This is a genomic window from Mucilaginibacter pankratovii (assembly GCF_014773265.1).
Lineage (GTDB): Bacteria > Bacteroidota > Bacteroidia > Sphingobacteriales > Sphingobacteriaceae > Mucilaginibacter > Mucilaginibacter pankratovii.
This window is the reverse complement of the sequence record NZ_JACWMY010000012.1, coordinates 89,545-106,601: the sequence shown is the minus strand read 5'-3', so window position 1 is coordinate 106,601 and position 17,057 is coordinate 89,545. Positions and strand designations below refer to the sequence as shown.

The window sequence follows — 17,057 nt, the reverse complement described above, 5'->3', positions numbered from 1 at the left end:
GACGTGGCAACCTCATAGGATATTCGGGCATGGATGGAGAACTTGCTTAACCGATTGTCCTATGAGGTTGCCGCGCTATCGCTCGCAATGACATAGTTGATTAGAATTTGAAGTTTAGTGTGATTATACCTGTACTTACTGCACCAGCTTCATCAACTGCTGGTACACCTTCTCGGTAGGTAACCCTACCACATTGGTGTACGAACCATTAATGCGCTCGATGCCGATAAGGCCGATACGCTGCTGGATGCCGTAAGAACCGGCTTTATCGAAGGGTTGGTATTCGGCCACATAACTCCTGATCTCTTCATCAGTAAGCTTGCGGAAAAACACTTCCGACATATCGTAGAATTTATTGTATTGCCCTTTGTGCAATATGCAAACGCCTGTATAAACCTGGTGGGTTTTCCCGCTCAGCTTGTGCAGCATTTCTATGGCGTGCTCCGCGTTATCCGGCTTGCCTAAAATTTCGCCGTCGATACAAACAATGGTATCGGCGGTGAGTACTACCTCATCGGTAATATCTTCATCAAATGCTTCCGCTTTTTTTTGAGCGATGTAAAGGGCAATTTCGGCAGGCGAAAGTCCGTCCGGGTAAGATTCATCCACTTCCTTCAAAACCACCCGGAAATCGATATCCATCAGTTTCAAAAGTTCCTGCCTGCGGGGAGATTTAGATGCGAGAATGAGCTGGTTCATAGTTGATAGTTCATGGTTCATAGTAGAAGTTGGAATTGAAGGGTTGATAGCAACTTAGTCCACGGTTCGCAGCTACTATGAACTATCAACCATGAACTATGAACCAACACCCTACCAGCTATACGCCTGTTCGTTCATCCATTTGCCCTGTATCTTCATCACCTTTTCGATGATGTCGCGTACGCAGCCTTTGCCACCTGGGTAGGGCGATACAAAGGCACTAACGGCTTTGATCTCTTCGCAGGCATCGGCAGGGCAAACCGGGAGGCCTACCATTTTCATCACACCCAGGTCGGGGATATCATCGGCCATGTAAAGCACATTTGATGGGTGGATGCTTTTTTCTTCCACATACATTTTAAAGCGCTCGGTTTTGGTGTGTGCGCCAAGGTAAACATCATTAATGCCCAGGCTGTTTAAACGGAACAAAGCACTTTTACTGCGGCTGCCGGATATAGCTGCAACATTGTAACCGCTTTTTACGGCCAGCTGCAAAGCATACCCATCCTTAATATTAAACGAACGGCTCTGTACGCCGGTTTCGGTCACCATGATCGATCCGTCGGTCAGTACGCCATCCACATCAAAAATAAAAGTGGTTATATCTTTAAGCTTGTTTAAAAAGGATTCCATTGTATATGATTACACCGATTATATTATGATTGCACCGATGCCGGATGATTGCACCGTTTTTTTAAGCGTCTGCACATCTGAAATTTGCACATCTGCACATCTAAAACCTATTGATTATCCCGCCATTCGTATACCCAGGCGCTTTGGATCTGCTCCAGGTGGCCTTCGTTAGATTCTTCGCGGGTGCCGGCAAAGTTGGGCAGGGAAAGTACCCAATCCAATAGCTCCGTAAAACGGATCCGGTAGATCTTCGATTCACCAAAATCATCACCAAACTTTTCGTAAAGGCTCAGGGCTATATCTTCGTAATCGTTCCAGTGTATGGGCAGGGCGAATTTATCGTCGTTCATTTCTTTTTGTTGAGTATAGTTCAATTTATATTAATGCCCCATAAAGCCCGACTGATCGGGCAGGGTAACTTCTATATCGCCATCGATAATAACACACTGGCAACCCAGGCGCGATGTAATGCGCGGGTTTACAGCCCTGTCAATAAAGTCTTCTTCCTTATCAGAGATCTCCTGGATATTATCCATCCCTTTATTAACGTATATGTGGCAGGTACTGCATCCGCAAACGCCCCCGCAATTGTGCTGTAAATCTATGCCGTTTTCCAGGCATACGTCCAAAACAGATTCCCCTTCGGCAATAGGCAGTTCGATGGTATCGTGGTCAGCCTCTTCAAAGTTGATCCTTACTTTAAAAATATTCATTTTGGCAAAAGTAACAAAATTAACTATCCCTGTTACCTGTGTTACCGTTTTTGATAATATCCTGACTTAGCAATAGATAAATTTGCTGCAATTCATCCTTCCCCTCCAGCATTTGCAGGTGAGCCTGCATCGTACGCTCGTCCTTACGAATGGCCGGGCCGGTTTGTACAACTGCCGGCGGGTGCACCTTTATTTTATCGGCGGTTTCCAGTATCAGTGGTCGCAGCATATCAAAGCTCATATCGTGCTCCTTTAAAAGTGTTTCTGCCACGGCATAAAGGTGGTTGGTAAAATTGCAGGCAAACACCGCCGAAAGGTGCAATATTTTGCGCTGCGCGGAATTTACCCTATAAACATTATTGCTGATGGTGCGTGCGAGTTCTTCCAATTGCCCGGTTATCTCTTCGGTAGCGCCTTCAATACACATGGGTACCTCCCAAAAATTGAGCTCTTTGGTTTTGCTGAAGGTTTGCAGCGGGTAAAAAACACCGGCTTCCGCGGTAAAATTCAGCAGCGATTGCAAGTCGACAGCACCCGAGGTGTGTGCGATGAGCTTTTTATAAGGGGACAATTGGGGGACAATTTCGTTTATCGCGTCATCTTTAACCGCGATGATAAAGATGTCTGTTTCTGCGCTGATATCCTTGAGGTTATCAATGGCCGATGCGCCAACATGGTAGCCAAGCATAGCGGCATTTTGCATGTTTGGGCTGTAAACCTGCACCAAACGGTGCCCGGCATTTTTAAACGCCGCGGCCAAATGTGTGGCAACATTGCCCGAACCGATGAGAGTGATGCGCATTAGTTTTTAATATACATGTGGTGCAAAATTAAATATTTCCGTTACTTTTATTCCCTCAACCAATTATCCTTTTCCTCCTAAAAAAATGAAGTTTATTAAAGGCTTGCTCAAAATACTGCTTGTACTTATTATTTTGGCAGTTGCCGTTGTTGCTATTCTATATTTCACCCAAAATAAAGAAACAAAAGAACTTACCTACAACCTGCGCAAAAACACCAACGGCAGTTATGTTGAGCTAAGCGGCGGTTTTACCCATTATGAACTCGACGGCCCCGACAGCGGTAAGGTGGTGGTAATGGTACATGGCTTTAGCGTGCCATACTATATATGGAACGGCACCTACGAATATTTAACCGGCCATGGCTTCCGCGTATTGCGCTACGATGAATTTGGCAGGGGCTATTCTGACAGGCCCGACACAGTGTATAATAAAGCGCTTTATATGGATCAGCTAAAAGAACTGATAAAAAAACTGGAACTGAAAGAACCGGTAAGCCTGGTAGGTGTATCATTTGGCGGCGCGGTGGTAACTGATTTTGCTAACGAATACCCCGATATGGTGAATAAAGTTGTACTGGTAGACCCCGTTTACAATTTTGGCAAGCCCGACTTTATATCTTACATCACCACCTTTAAAGAAGTAATTGGGGCAGATAAACGCGCGCTTGGCCAGATGGACGATTTTAAATATCCCGACAGGCACCCTACCTGGGTAGACCAGTACACCCCGCAGATGGAGTATAAAGGTTTTCGCCATGCGCTGGTATCAACGCAATATAGCTACCCATTCAACGCCCGCGAAAGCTACGCGGCGCTAAGTGCAAAAAACAAACCCGTGATGCTGATATGGGGGAAAGAGGATAAAACCGTGCCCTTTGCGTTCAGCGATTCGGTAAACAGTGTTTTAAAATCGGAGTTTTTGCCGGTTGATGATGCCGCCCACCTGCCTTTTATTGAGCAGGGCGAAATAGTGAACCCGGCTTTGGTAACATTTCTAAAGAAATAGCATCTAAATCATAAACAAATCAATATAACATTATATGGACACTTCACTCATCACCACCAGCACATCGTTAGAGGGTTATAAAATTACCAAACACCTGGGCGTTGTGCGCGGCATCACCGTACGCAGCCGCAGCGTTGTGGGCAATTTTGCCGGTGGCATCCAATCGCTTTTTGGCGGCAGGCTTTCTGTTTATGTAGAGCTTTGCGAAAACGCCCGCGAAGAAGCTTACCAGCTATTGATACAGCATGCCCGGGCCACGGGTGCCAATGCTATCATCAATATGCGTTACGATGCTAACGAGGTGATGCAGGGCATTACCGAAGTTTTGGCCTATGGCACTGCTGTTGTGGTGGAGAAGGCGTAATTAACAATCTTCAAATAAAACTCATTCATTGCCGTCCCATTTATGGGGAGGAACAGGGAATAATGCAATCGGCTTTAGCTAAATTAACCATTTAGGCTAAAGCCGATTTTTTGTTTTTGGGTCTGCAACACCTATCGGTAATAACTAAATTATTCAGTAAGTTTAGCTAACCCAATTATCATGAGCAAAACTATTCAAACCCTAATCGACGGCGCCACCTACGCGGGCGAGGTTAAACACATTGTTGTTAACTACCTTATGCTGCTCATCACTATTTTGCCAATAGTAATGTATGGTTCTGCCAGGCAGGCAAAAATAAAAAGGGCCGCTTTTTGGGTACTATTTGTGATGGCGGCATTCCAGGTGTTTTTATGGTTTGCTGTTGCTGCGGTTGGTATATCGGTTACCTGGTGCGCGTTGGGAGGTGTGAATTTTGTCACTGTATTAAAATACAAGGAGAGCCGTATCCCATTATACTATATCAGTATTTTGGCGGCTGTGATAGCTATTATATATTATGCTTTTACGCTGCAACCGGAAGTTACGGTTGCGCACCTCGCAGCGGTTATTTTGGGGGCCGGGCCCTTTGCACTGCTTTCTCCGAAAGTGAAAAGGTCGCCGGCTTAGTTTCTTATCATTCGGAGGCATGTTCAAGAATAATTTTTATTTTTTTCTCGCCCTCTTTGCGAAGCAGAGAGGGCCGAACAGCGTAGCCTATTCGGGGTGAGTCGACTAGCCACGAGGCATGTCCAGGCGGCGGGTTCGAAACCACTTCCGTCTATTTTTAAAGTATGCCATTCAATCTCAAGGCATAAGCATAGTCATTTCTCCGCTTATTATAGTAATCTGATAATCTTTTCACTACATGAAAATCTTCCCATACCGCCAGCCTTTCTAATCCTGCGCATTCATCAACACTTGCCTTTTGCTGGATTCCATTAATAGAGATCCAGCAGTTATTAAGATTCCCGATTTCCTGCATAAAAAAGGGTACGGGCGCTTTCAAATCATCTGATAATTCTTTAGCTCCAATGATTTTCCATTGACCATTTTTAATGGGCTTTGCTTTCACAAATAATTTAAATAATATTTCCGCTTTTTCAATCAAATCAATGTTTGTGATTTCGTCATCGGTTTTAAAGTCGTAGAAAGCGTAAGTATCGTTTAGGATTCGTCCATATGTATGAAATTTTTCATCTATCGGTACGCGAAAAAAGGCTCCAATCAATTCTTTTTGTCTCATTTAGGCTATTTAAATCAGTGAACTTGGTCAAGCCGCCCTAAGTTAAGATTTTGCTTTAACATCGCACAAGTATCTCCTAAGTCACGTCAGTCGGAAATGACTTTCGGGCTTCAGGCTCAGCACAAATGTGCATGGCAATAACTTTGTATTTTATTTCTCGCAACAACACTATATTTGCCTCAAATACATTTACCATGCAGGTTATAAAGCAATATATAGAAGATAATAAACAGCGTTTGCTGGACGAGTTGTTCGAACTGCTGCGCTTCCCATCCGTTAGTGCCGACCCAAAATACAAAGCCGACGTTTTAAACGCCGCCGATTACGTAGCCAAAAAACTGATTGATGCCGGTGCCGAAAAGGTGGAAGTTTGCCAAACTGCCGGCTATCCTATCGTTTATGGTGAGAAGATCATCGATGCTTCCCTGCCAACCGTTTTGGTTTACGGTCACTACGATGTGCAGCCGGCCGATCCGCTGGAGCTTTGGTTAACGCCGCCTTTTGAGCCTACCATCCGCGATGGTAAAATTTATGCCCGTGGCGCCTGCGACGATAAAGGCCAGTTTTATATGCACGTGAAAGCTTTCGAGCTGATGATGCAGACCGATACCCTGCCCTGCAATATCAAATTTATGATAGAGGGCGAGGAAGAGGTAGGCTCCAACAACCTGGGCATTTTTGTAAAACAAAATAAAGAGCGGCTTAAAGCAGATGTCGTACTGATATCTGATACCTCGATGATCAGCATGGAGCACCCGTCCTTAGAGACCGGCTTGCGCGGATTATCTTATTTAGAGTTAGAAGTAACCGGCCCTAACCGCGATCTGCACTCTGGCGTTTACGGCGGTGCCGTAGCCAACCCTGCGACTGTACTGGCAAAAATGATAGCCTCGTTACATGATGAGGATAACCATATCGCTATCCCCGGTTTTTATGATGACGTAACGGAACTCACCGAAACCGAGCGCGCCGAATTAAACGCCGCGCCATATGATGAGGAAGAATATAAAAAAGACCTGGACATCGCAGAAGTTTGGGGTGAGAAAGGCTACACCACCTTCGAGCGTACCGGCACCCGCCCTACGCTGGAAGTGAACGGCATCTGGGGCGGTTACATTGGCGAAGGCGCGAAAACCGTACTGCCATCAAAAGCCAGTGCAAAAATTTCGATGCGTTTGGTGCCAAACCAAACCAGTGAAAAAATAACACAGCTGTTTACCGATCATTTTCTGAAGATAGCGCCTAAATACGTTAAGGTAAAAGTTACCCCGCACCATGGCGGCGAGCCGGTAGTTACCCCTACCGATAGCATAGCCTACAAAGCCGCACAGAAAGCCATAGCCGAAGCATTCGGCAAGCAGCCTATTCCAACCCGTGGTGGTGGCAGCATCCCTATCGTGGCTTTATTTGAAGCCGAGCTCGGTTTAAAAACCGTGCTAATGGGCTTTGGCCTCGACAGCGATGCCCTGCACTCGCCAAATGAAAAATATGATATTTTTAATTACTACAAAGGGATAGAGACTATTCCGTTGTTTCATAAGTATTTTGCGGAGCTGAGTAAATGAACCGGTTGATTTTAATCGGTAATGGATTTGATTTAGCTCATGGGTTGAAAACCGACTATAATAGTTTCATAGTTTGGTATTTAAAAAAATGCCTTACCGAAGCCTACCGAAGCCGAATATATGAAGATGATTTATTGAAGGTTTCCCAAAGAAACCGTGGAGGTATGTTGGATTATAATTATATCAAAACGATTTCTGACATAGTGGATTTCTTTTATTTAAGAGGATTTGTACAGCTTATTGATAACGAACAGATAAGTATTCCCGAGCGGCAAGTGTATTGGCAAGAGCATTGGGATAATCCATTCCTAATTGAAATTAAATCACCTCTGTTAAGAACACTAATAACTAAATGTAAAGATGCAAACTGGGTCGATATTGAAAATGAATTTTACAGAGAGCTAAAATTCATGTTGTCCCGTCCTAAAAATAAAAATGAAAAAATTGACTCCCTAAATGCGTTGAATGATTCTTTAAAATTTATCATTAGTAAACTTCAGGATTATTTAGTCACTATTGAAATGCCACCATTGATTCCGGATTACAAGAAAATATTTGAATCAAGGCTTAATTCGATAGATATTTTCGCAACTAAGCGACTACTTAATATTAGCGATTTACCCGAGAAATCATTAATAGTAAATTTCAACTACACGGGAACAGCAGCCGAGTACTTTATAGATGAGTTAATATCTGATCAAATAACGATAAATCATATTCACGGTAAAATAGATGACGCAAAAAATCCAATGATTTTTGGATTTGGAGATGAATTGGACGGCGATTACGCCAAAATTGAACTTGAAAAAATAAATGCTTACTTTAAATATATCAAGTCGTTTTGGTATTTCAAAACATCTAACTACCACGATCTAATTCGATTTATTGAATCAGAAGATTTTCAAGTTTTTATTCTTGGACATTCTTGTGGTTTGTCTGATAGAACAATGCTTAATATGATTTTTGAACATGAGAACTGCAAATCAATCAAAGTATTCTATTACGTCGACAGCGAAGGACAAAACAATTTTGAAAATCTAACTCAAGAGATTTCACGGCATTTTAAGGATAAGGCCTCTATGAGGAAGAAAATCGTCCCATTTGATAAGTCAGAACCGATGCCTCAAATCTCATAAGTATTTTGCCAGTTAAGAATTGGTCAACTGTCAGAATTTCTACCCCTACAATTGCGAGGCACGAAGCAATCTCTATGCAGGACAAGCGACTTTGCAAATCGCTCTGCTTATCGGGAGATTGCTTCGTTCCTTATAATGACGTGCTATTTTAAATACTCCACTTCTCACACCCCGCCAAAAACGCCTCATCCGCATCTGCCCCTATCCCCGGCGTATCGGCAATATCCAAATGGTAGCCATCGTATTGCGCACCTCCTACGCATGGGTCAACCAGGTGGCCAAGCTTACAGGTGTCCATATCGTAAAATTGGATATTAGGACTGGCGTATACAAAATGCAGTTTGCTGCTTAAGGCTATACGGCTTTCCAGCATACCGCCCATCATACAGGGGATGCCGTGTTCGGCGCAGGTATCATGGATTTTCTTTGCTTCGGTAATACCGCCGGCTTTGGCCATTTTGATGTTTACATAATGGCAGCTGCCGCTTTCTATCTGCTTGCGGGCATCGTGGTGGATGTAAACGCTTTCGTCGGCCATAATTTTTACGGGGGAGAGGCCCATCAGTTCCGGCAGGCGGTCGTCGTACCAGGTGCGCATGGGTTGTTCGCAAAACTCCATATCGTACTGCCCTAACGCCTGCAGGGCGAAAACGGCCTCGTCAAAACTCCAGCCCTGGTTAGCATCAATGCGGATCTTCATTTCGGGGCCCACCGCCTCGCGGATCTGTTTGATACGCTCTACGTCAACAGCAGCGCCTTTGCCCAGTTTTACCTTTAAAATAGTAGCACCCGATGCCTTAAAATCGATCGCCTTCTTCGCCATTACTTCGGGCGTGTCGATGCCTATGGTGATGTCGCTTTCCACCACCCGCTTTTCTCCGCCAAGAAATTTATACAGTGGCAAACCAGCATTTTTTGCTGCGATATCATACAGCGCCATATCAAAGGCGCTTTTAATGGTACCATTGCCGGCAGTGGCATCATGCAGTTGCTGCATCCGCGCCGGGATTTCCAGCGCGTTTTGCCCTTTCCATAGTTTGGCAAAGTCTTTGGACATCACCAGGCAGGTGTCCTGCGTTTCACCAACGATCATCGGGAAGGCAGAGCACTCTCCTACGCCGTAAAAACCGGCGTCGGTGTGTACGCGGATAAAAGTGTTCATGGCATGGTCCATTGTACCAGTGGCGATGGTGAAGGGCTCCATGGGGATGCTGAAACGGTAAATATCTACGGAGGTAATGGTTACAACTTGATTATTCATAACGAACACGAATTTCACGAATTAAGGCAAATTTTCACGAATCGTGATATATCAATGTCAATATTTGTCGTAAGCGGAGTAATTGAATTCATGAAATTCGTATAATTCGTGAAATTCGTGTATGTTTGCGTTAGTACTCCGTACTCATTCATTTCGGCTCTCCGGTTTCCAACTTCTGTTTCAGGAAACTGTCCATGCGCCGGAAAACATTTCAAGAGATCTTATTAAATTAAAAAAAATATACATGGCATTAACAAATTTGCCTGGTGGTTTTGATTATAACTCAACCAGGAATAAGCTTTTACTTACCGAATACGGCCGCAATGTGCAAAACATGGTTAAATACATTGTTGCGCTGCCCACTAAAGACGAACGCAACAAATACGCCCAGGTGGTGATAGACCTGATGGGTTTTTTAAACCCCCACCTGCGCGATGTAGCCGATTTTAAACACAAACTTTGGGATCACCTGCACATCATCTCCGATTTTCAGCTGGATGTGGATTCTCCGTACCCAAAACCCAGTCCGGAGGCTATCCACCTGAAACCCGAGCCGCTTAAATATCCGCATCAGCGTATCCGCTACAAGCACTATGGCAAAACCATCGAAATGATGATAGAAAAAGCCAAAAGCATTGAAGAGCCGGAGCGCAAACGCCACATGGTGCAGGCCATTGCCAACTTTATGAAAATGGCCTACGTGCAGTGGAACAAAGATTCGGTTGCCGATGACCTCATCATATCCGATCTATTGCACCTATCAGGCGGTGAGTTGAAACTGGAAGAGAACGTAAACCTTAACCGGGTTGAGTTCCGCACCAACCCTTACAATAACAATAATAACAACCAAAGCAATAACAACAACCGCGGCGGCCGTACCAATAACAACAACAACCAAAACAACCGCAATAATGGCGGTGGCGGCGGCGGTGGTGGCCGTACCAATAACAACCCGCGAAACAATAACAACAACAATAATAACCAAAACCGTAACCGCAATACGGGCGGCGCTAAGAAATACTAATTTAGTTCATGGTTCATGGTTCATGGTTCATGGTTCATGGTTCATGGTTCATGGTTCATGGTTCATGGTTCATGGTTCATGGTTCATGGTGAAAACTTTTCGGCTTTAGATTGTTTGTGCTTGTGGATTATATTTATTCGATAATTTTATAATCTTTGTTCCCGATAACACGGTCTTGGATCGCAAGCAATAACTATGATCTATGAACCATCAACCATGAACTAATTATGAGAAACGCATTTGAAATACAGGGCGGTAAAAAGCTAAAAGGGGAAATTATCCCGCAGGGTGCAAAAAACGAGGCACTGCAAATTATATCCGCTGTATTACTTACCGGCGAAAAAATGACCATCAATAACATCCCTGATATACAGGATGTTAATAAACTAATAGAACTAGTCGGCGATATGGGCGTTGAGGTGAACCGCATCTCCCGTTCGGTTTGCACTTTCGAGGCCAAAGAGATCGACCAGGATTTCTTTAATTCCGAAGCATTTAAAACCAAGGGTGGCGGGCTACGCGGCTCTATCATGATACTGGGCCCGCTTTTGGCCCGTTTCGGTAAGGCATCTATCCCAAAACCGGGTGGCGATAAAATTGGCCGCCGCAGGCTGGATACCCATTTCCTGGGTTTCGAAAAACTGGGAGCCCGATTCGATTATAACCCCGAAACCGGCTTTTACAATGTAGATGCATCAAACCTGCGCGGTACATATATCCTGCTGGATGAAGCATCGGTAACGGGCACCGCCAACATTGTAATGGCAGCTGTTTTGGCCAAAGGCACTACCACCATTTATAACGCGGCCTGCGAGCCTTACCTGCAGCAGCTTTGTAAAATGCTTAACCGCATGGGCGCTAAGATCAGCGGTATAGCATCAAACCTGTTAACCATCGAAGGCGTTGAAAGCCTTGGCGGAACCGAGCACACCATGCTGCCGGATATGATAGAGATAGGCTCCTTCATCGGCCTTGCTGCCATGACGGGTTCCGAGATCACCATTAAAGATGTTAAGTATAAAGAACTGGGCATGATCCCCGACGTGTTTAAACGCCTCGGCATCCAGATGAAACTGCGCGGCGATGACATTTATATCCCATCGCAAGATCATTACGAGATAGATACTTTCATCGACGGATCATTATTAACCGTTGCCGATTCTCCATGGCCGGGCTTTACTCCCGACTTACTAAGCATTGTGCTGGTTGTAGCCACGCAGGCAAAAGGATCGGTGCTCATCCATCAAAAAATGTTTGAGAGCCGTTTATTCTTTGTGGATAAACTGCTGGATATGGGTGCCAACATCATCCTCTGCGATCCGCACCGCGCCACCGTTATCGGGCTGGATAAACAGATCCAGCTGCGCGGCATCTCCATGACCTCCCCCGATATACGTGCCGGGGTTTCCCTGTTAATTGCCGCCTTATCGGCACAGGGCAAATCAACCATTTACAACATCGAGCAAATTGAACGCGGCTATCAGAATATCGATACCCGCCTGAAGGCGCTGGGTGCGGATATCACGAGGATATAATTTTAGAAGGTAAAAAGGCGAAAGGCAAAAGTTTAAAGGTAGCTTCGGCATAAACCAATCCTTTTACCTTTCGCCTTTTACCTTTAACCTGCTTTCTTTGTTCTTTGCCTTTTTTAAAATATCTTTAGCGCAACCAACCAAACCATTTAATGTCCTATAAAAACCGGAAACCTGGGTACTCCAAGTTTATAATGATTTTTGTTGCCATAAAGGTGTTGCTGAATCTGCTGGCCATCAGCCGTTTTGGTTTTCATCGCGATGAACTTCTGCACCTGGTACTGGCCGATCACCTGGATTGGGGTTATAAAGAGGTACCACCCTTTATTGCCATACTGGCAAAGATCACACTTTCTGTTTTTGGCGACTCCGTTTTCGCGGCGAGGATCTTTTCCACCGTCGCCAGCGGCTTAATAGTGTGGCTCACCGGGCGTATAGCCGTAGAACTGGGCGGACGCAGGTTTGCAATTACGCTGGCCTGTTTGGCCCTCATATTCTCGCCAGCGTTCGCGGCAAGCGGGTACCTTTTTCAGCCCGTAGTGTTCGATCAGCTGTGGTGGGTGCTTACCGTGTGGCTGTTTTGCAAATACCTCAACACGGCCGATGTACGTTACCTGTACTGGCTGGGCGCGGCCGTGGGCTTCGGGATGCTTACCAAGTATTCCATGGCCTTTTTCACGTTCTCGCTCATCATCGGTATTTTAATAAGCAAAGAGCGCAAGCTGCTTTTTAACCGCCATGTGATCATCTCGGCACTGATAGCTGTACTGATATTTCTGCCCAACGTCATCTGGCAGTTTGCGCACCATTTACCGGTGATCACCCACATGAAAGAGCTGCGCGAAACCCAGTTGGATTATGTAAAACCCACCGACTTTATAATGCAACAGCTGCTGGTGAACGGCCCCTCTCTGTTCATTTGGCTTACTGGTTTCGTGTTTTTGATGCTGTCGTTCAAACTGAGACGTTTCCGATACCTGGCTATTGCGTATGTGCTCATCTTCCTGTTCCTGTTAAAAATGAACGGAAAAACCTACTACCTGTTTGGCGCCTACCCTATGCTGTTTGCCGCTGGCGGCTTTGCCTTTGAAAAGATGATCACCCGGTCGAAAGTGATCTTGCGGGTGGCTACGATTGTTCTGTTTGTGCTGCCCAACTTATTACTATTGCCACTGGTATTGCCCATTTTTTCTTTAGACAGGACCGTCAGCCTGTTTAAATATGCCCACGATCATGTACGGTTTTTAGATTTTGCCGTAACCTGGGAGGACCAAAAACAACATCCCACTACACAGGACTATGCCGATATGCTGGGTTGGGAAGAAATGGCCCAAAAAGCAGCACAGGCTTATCATTCGCTTACGCCCGAGCAGCAAAAGCACGCGCAGATATTTGCCGATAATTATGGCGAAGCAGGTGCATTGCACCATTTCCACAAAAAGTATAACATGCCCGATGTGGTGAGCTTAAACAGCAGTTTCGCACTGTGGGCACCCGATGACTTGAATGGGAAATACATTATTTATGTAGATGATGATGATAACGTAACAGCCCGCCTTGCGCCTTTTTTAGAGAGCTATAAACAAACCGGCGAGGTACTTACCCCACTGGCCCGCGAAAAAGGAACCAGGATCTATTTGCTGGTGAACCCTTCGCCAAAACTTAATGAGATATACAGGGCCGAACTGGCCAAGAAAAGACTTGAATAACGAATGTGCAGATGTGCAAATTTCAGATGTGCAGATGAAAACCTATTTGGCGGCATCCTGTTAATTCAAAAAATCCGATAAATCCCGGTTCAGACAAAAGATAACATGCGCGGACTAAAAACCATCCTGTTCCTCACCATCTCCAACATGTTTATGACGTTTGCCTGGTATGGGCACCTCAAGTTTAAAGAATACGACTGGGGCAAAAACCTGGGATTGATCTCCATTATCTTCATCAGTTGGGGGCTGGCGTTTTTCGAGTACCTTTTCCAGGTACCGGCAAACCGTTTGGGCTTTAAAGGCGATGGCGGGCCGTTTACGCTGGTTCAGCTAAAAACTATACAGGAAGCCATCACTCTTACCATGTTTATGGTGTTCACCATCGTCTTTTTCAAAACCGAAAAACTCGGCTGGAACCATTTGGTAGGTTTCGCGCTGATAGTACTTGCGGTATTTGTGATATTTAAGAAGTGGTGAAAGCGGATGTGCAGATGTGCGAATTACAGATGTGCAGATAAAAACCCGCAGTTTGGGTATGCGGCGCCTCTTTACTTTTGATGCTCCCAGTACATCACCTCGCTTGTTTTTCCGTAAAATATAATGATGAAAACGTCATTATAAGTTTTAGGCGGCAAGTAACCATAAACTATCCAATAACCGTCGGCGTAACCCACCGTATACGGTCTCTCCTCTCTAATTAATTCTTTACCGTATACTGGGAATAGTATTTCTTCAGCAGCAAGCGCCGCGCTTTTTTCATCTGTGATAACAGTTTTCGCGAATTCCCTCTCCGGGCGTTTATAGTGTTTCAAATAATACTTTATCGCATCTCTCGATTTTCCGGTTGAAAGATGCATGGTTTGCCAGGTATTATCACAACCGGCCAATAAAAACAAACAAGCGATAAGGAGGATTTTTTTCACAAACGAAATATAAAAAAAGAGGCGTTAAATTTTTCAGCTCCTTTGAAAAAAACATTTTCAACCGTTTCCTATCATCAGGGAGCCAAAGCGTAACGCTGTGTGGTTTCAGATTCCATTATACCGGTAATGGTGGTTTGCATTTCTCCCTCATAACTTAACCATTTGCCTTTTTCAACAGAAAAACGGGCTGTAGCTTTATACACGGTTTTGTAAAGCGTGTTAACACCCTTTTTGTCACCCATCCCAGGCGGGGCAAAGGGAAAGGAAAATACGCCGCTTGCGTACTCCACAATGTCGTAAGCCAGCGTAACAACTTTGTCGCCGCCAATATTTTCTATGTTGGTAACCTTCACTACATTTTTATGGAAAGAGCTATCGCACTTGAAACTCTGGTCCATATTGGTAAACTGGGTCTCTATATGCCATTCGTCGCCAATTTTAACAGGCCTGGCTGGCAGTTGAAAAAACAAAGCCAGGACGTTTTTTTGATCATTTTTTAAATAAAAACTCTTTATCGATCCATCTTCACCAATCGCTCCACGCAGCATCGGGGCAGATTCCATGGCATTCATCAATAGCGCAAAACCTGCCTGGGCCGAATCGACCGGCTTTTTCTGGCCTTTTTTGGCGTTCAGTTCAATATCGATCAGATCTTTTTTATTCTCTGTTAACGACGCGATATAATATTCGGGCGCAAGGCTTTGCATCTGCTCCATCATTTGTTGCATGGCGCTACCCTCTTTGTTTGTCGAATCGCCACCCGCCCCTTTAAACATTTCTCCAAACGCCATTTTTTTCGCGCCTTTTGGCGAAATGTCTTTTATATAGGCTTTATAGGAGATAACCTCGTTTGGCTTCAACTTCCATTTCATAAAAACCGTTTGCGGTGTTTGGGAAAAAGCGGAGAAACTTAAGCTAAAAAAAATACAGGCAAGGTAAAATCTGGGTTGAGGCATAGGTTACAATTAAAAATTAAATATAAAAAAAGAGACGCGAAGTATCACGTTTCTACAATAAAAAACCTTTTACCTTTATCCTATTGCCTCCTTAAGCCGATATAGCATTGATGATATCGTACTGGGTGATGATCTCAATCTTTCCGTTATCATCCTCTACCAAAACAGCGATATTATCCTTGTTGATCATGGCTGATATTTTATCGATAGCGGTGTTCAGATCGATAAAAGGGAACGGCGCGGTAGAGATACTGGCAACCGTTTGCGATTTCACCCCCGGGTTTTCCATTAGCGAGGTTAAAATATCACTCTCGGTTATCTTACCAATCACCATACCTTTTTGGGTAACCGGTATTTGTGAGATATTGAGCGATTTAATGGTATTGATGGCCTCCAAAACGGTCTTCTCACAATCAATAGTAACAATATCCTGTGCTTCTTTTTTGCTGATGATATGGCGGGCGGTCAGCTTTTCTTCTTTGATAAAGCCACGGTCGCGCAACCAGTCGTCGTTATACATTTTGCCCAGGTAGCGTGTACCATGATCGGGGAATATCACCACAACCACATCGCCTTCCTTAAACATATCCTTCATTTGCAGCACCCCTGCAATGGCCGAGCCTGTAGAGTTACCGGCAAAGATACCTTCCTTACGGGCAATCTCGCGGGTCATCAAAGCGGCATCCATATCGGTTACCTTCTCAAAATGGTCTATCAGGTTAAAATCCACATTGGCAGGCAAAAAGTCTTCGCCAATACCCTCGGTGATGTATGGATAGATCTCGTTCTTATCAAACTCGCCTGTTTCCTTATATTTTTTAAATACCGAGCCATAGGTATCAATACCAATAATTTTGATGGCCGGATTCTTCTCCTTTAAAAAACGTGCGATACCTGATAGCGTACCACCAGTACCTACGCCAGCTACAACGTGCGTAACTTTGCCTTCGGTTTGTTCCCATATCTCGGGGCCGGTTTGCTCGTAATGGGCCTGCGAATTGCTCAGGTTATCGTACTGGTTCGGTTTCCAGGAGTTAGGCACCTCGCGCTCCAGGCGCGATGATACCGAGTAATACGAACGCGGATCTTCGGGCTCTACGTTGGTTGGGCAAACAATAACCTCGGCACCAAAGGCGCGCAGGGCGTCAAACTTCTCTTTCGATTGCTTATCGGTACTGGTGAAGATACATTTATAACCTTTTATCACCGCTGCAATAGCCAGGCCCATGCCGGTATTGCCCGATGTACCTTCTATAATGGTACCGCCCGGTTTAAGTTTACCGCTTTTTTCGGCATCCTCAATCATTTTAAGGGCCATACGGTCCTTTATCGAGTTACCCGGGTTTGTGGTCTCAATTTTGGCCAAAACCGTAGCGGGGATGTCTTTTACTATTTTATTCAGTTTCACCATGGGCGTGTTGCCTATGGTTTCGAGGATGTTATTATACCACATAATTTAAATTCTGCCTTAATTACCTGCCGGTGAGGACA

The 17,057-nt window shown here is 44.8% G+C and carries 19 protein-coding genes; 9 read left to right on the top strand and 10 right to left on the bottom strand.

The features are described 5' to 3' along the window. Positions 1 to 135 precede the first annotated feature (135 nt). From IDJ77_RS21465 to IDJ77_RS21445, 5 genes are all read right to left on the bottom strand, one after another. Positions 136 to 699, bottom strand: a complete 564-nt coding sequence (locus IDJ77_RS21465; protein ID WP_224751183.1) for a Maf family nucleotide pyrophosphatase — start codon at positions 697 to 699, stop codon at positions 136 to 138. A gap of 111 nt (positions 700 to 810) precedes the next feature. Continuing rightward, positions 811 to 1,332 (bottom strand): KdsC family phosphatase, encoded by a 522-nt coding sequence (locus IDJ77_RS21460; RefSeq protein WP_191191037.1) that lies wholly within the window; start codon positions 1,330 to 1,332, stop codon positions 811 to 813. Positions 1,333 to 1,439: 107 nt separating this feature from the next. Further along, a complete protein-coding gene (gene iscX / locus IDJ77_RS21455) occupies positions 1,440 to 1,682 on the bottom strand; it encodes a Fe-S cluster assembly protein IscX (RefSeq protein WP_191191036.1) in 243 nt (80 codons plus the stop codon). Between the two features lie 30 nt (positions 1,683 to 1,712). Then, a complete protein-coding gene (locus IDJ77_RS21450; RefSeq protein WP_191191035.1) occupies positions 1,713 to 2,045 on the bottom strand; it encodes a 2Fe-2S iron-sulfur cluster-binding protein in 333 nt (110 codons plus the stop codon). Between the two features lie 19 nt (positions 2,046 to 2,064). Continuing rightward, positions 2,065 to 2,847 (bottom strand): Rossmann-like and DUF2520 domain-containing protein, encoded by a 783-nt coding sequence (locus tag IDJ77_RS21445; RefSeq protein WP_191191034.1) that lies wholly within the window; start codon positions 2,845 to 2,847, stop codon positions 2,065 to 2,067. A gap of 85 nt (positions 2,848 to 2,932) precedes the next feature. Here IDJ77_RS21445 and IDJ77_RS21440 point away from each other — a divergent pair, with 85 nt between their 5' ends. From IDJ77_RS21440 to IDJ77_RS21430, 3 genes are all read left to right on the top strand, one after another. After that, a complete protein-coding gene (locus IDJ77_RS21440; RefSeq protein ID WP_191191033.1) occupies positions 2,933 to 3,853 on the top strand; it encodes an alpha/beta fold hydrolase in 921 nt (306 codons plus the stop codon). Positions 3,854 to 3,887: 34 nt separating this feature from the next. Then, complete coding sequence (locus IDJ77_RS21435; RefSeq protein WP_191191032.1) at positions 3,888 to 4,217, top strand: YbjQ family protein; 330 nt, start codon at positions 3,888 to 3,890, stop codon at positions 4,215 to 4,217. Positions 4,218 to 4,397: 180 nt separating this feature from the next. Then, positions 4,398 to 4,844 carry a hypothetical protein gene (locus tag IDJ77_RS21430; protein WP_191191031.1) on the top strand — a complete coding sequence of 149 codons (447 nt, stop codon included), beginning with the start codon at positions 4,398 to 4,400 and terminating at the stop codon, positions 4,842 to 4,844. A 157-nt stretch (positions 4,845 to 5,001) separates the two neighbouring features. Here IDJ77_RS21430 and IDJ77_RS21425 read toward each other — a convergent pair whose 3' ends face one another. Continuing rightward, positions 5,002 to 5,460, bottom strand: coding sequence for an immunity 26/phosphotriesterase HocA family protein (locus tag IDJ77_RS21425; protein WP_191191030.1), 459 nt, complete (start codon positions 5,458 to 5,460; stop codon positions 5,002 to 5,004). A 194-nt stretch (positions 5,461 to 5,654) separates the two neighbouring features. Between IDJ77_RS21425 and IDJ77_RS21420 the strand changes: the two genes are divergently transcribed. Continuing rightward, positions 5,655 to 7,025, top strand: coding sequence for a dipeptidase (locus IDJ77_RS21420; RefSeq protein ID WP_191191029.1), 1,371 nt, complete (start codon positions 5,655 to 5,657; stop codon positions 7,023 to 7,025). Next, positions 7,022 to 8,161, top strand: a complete 1,140-nt coding sequence (locus IDJ77_RS27715) for an AbiH family protein (protein ID WP_224751182.1) — start codon at positions 7,022 to 7,024, stop codon at positions 8,159 to 8,161. Before IDJ77_RS21420 ends, IDJ77_RS27715 begins: the two co-directional genes overlap by 4 nt. Before the next feature lie 148 nt (positions 8,162 to 8,309). Here IDJ77_RS27715 and IDJ77_RS21410 read toward each other — a convergent pair whose 3' ends face one another. Continuing rightward, on the bottom strand, positions 8,310 to 9,422 hold the full coding sequence (locus IDJ77_RS21410) for a mandelate racemase/muconate lactonizing enzyme family protein (RefSeq protein ID WP_191191028.1): 1,113 nt from the start codon (positions 9,420 to 9,422) through the stop codon (positions 8,310 to 8,312). 244 nt (positions 9,423 to 9,666) lie between these two features. On the opposite strand from IDJ77_RS21410, the gene IDJ77_RS21405 reads away from it, so the two are divergent. The 4 genes from IDJ77_RS21405 to IDJ77_RS21390 all read left to right on the top strand — a co-directional run bounded on the left by IDJ77_RS21405 (position 9,667) and on the right by IDJ77_RS21390 (position 14,164). Then, the gene (locus IDJ77_RS21405) at positions 9,667 to 10,446 is read left to right on the top strand and encodes a DUF4290 domain-containing protein (protein WP_191191027.1); all 780 of its coding nucleotides are present in this window, start codon (positions 9,667 to 9,669) and stop codon (positions 10,444 to 10,446) included. Between the two features lie 227 nt (positions 10,447 to 10,673). Further along, positions 10,674 to 11,981, top strand: a complete 1,308-nt coding sequence (gene murA, locus IDJ77_RS21400) for a UDP-N-acetylglucosamine 1-carboxyvinyltransferase (protein ID WP_191191026.1) — start codon at positions 10,674 to 10,676, stop codon at positions 11,979 to 11,981. A 149-nt stretch (positions 11,982 to 12,130) separates the two neighbouring features. Continuing rightward, entirely contained in the window at positions 12,131 to 13,687 is a 1,557-nt protein-coding gene (locus IDJ77_RS21395; protein ID WP_191191025.1) for an ArnT family glycosyltransferase, read from the top strand. A gap of 105 nt (positions 13,688 to 13,792) precedes the next feature. Then, complete coding sequence (locus IDJ77_RS21390) at positions 13,793 to 14,164, top strand: DMT family protein (RefSeq protein WP_191191024.1); 372 nt, start codon at positions 13,793 to 13,795, stop codon at positions 14,162 to 14,164. 71 nt (positions 14,165 to 14,235) lie between these two features. Here IDJ77_RS21390 and IDJ77_RS21385 read toward each other — a convergent pair whose 3' ends face one another. From IDJ77_RS21385 to IDJ77_RS21375, 3 genes are all read right to left on the bottom strand, one after another. Beyond that, a complete protein-coding gene (locus tag IDJ77_RS21385) occupies positions 14,236 to 14,610 on the bottom strand; it encodes an NTF2 fold immunity protein (RefSeq protein ID WP_191191023.1) in 375 nt (124 codons plus the stop codon). A gap of 74 nt (positions 14,611 to 14,684) precedes the next feature. Further along, positions 14,685 to 15,482: a hypothetical protein gene (locus tag IDJ77_RS21380; RefSeq protein ID WP_191191022.1), complete on the bottom strand. Its 798-nt coding sequence runs from the start codon at positions 15,480 to 15,482 to the stop codon at positions 14,685 to 14,687. Positions 15,483 to 15,657: 175 nt separating this feature from the next. Beyond that, a complete protein-coding gene (locus tag IDJ77_RS21375) occupies positions 15,658 to 17,019 on the bottom strand; it encodes a pyridoxal-phosphate dependent enzyme (protein ID WP_191191021.1) in 1,362 nt (453 codons plus the stop codon). Positions 17,020 to 17,057: the final 38 nt, after the last annotated feature.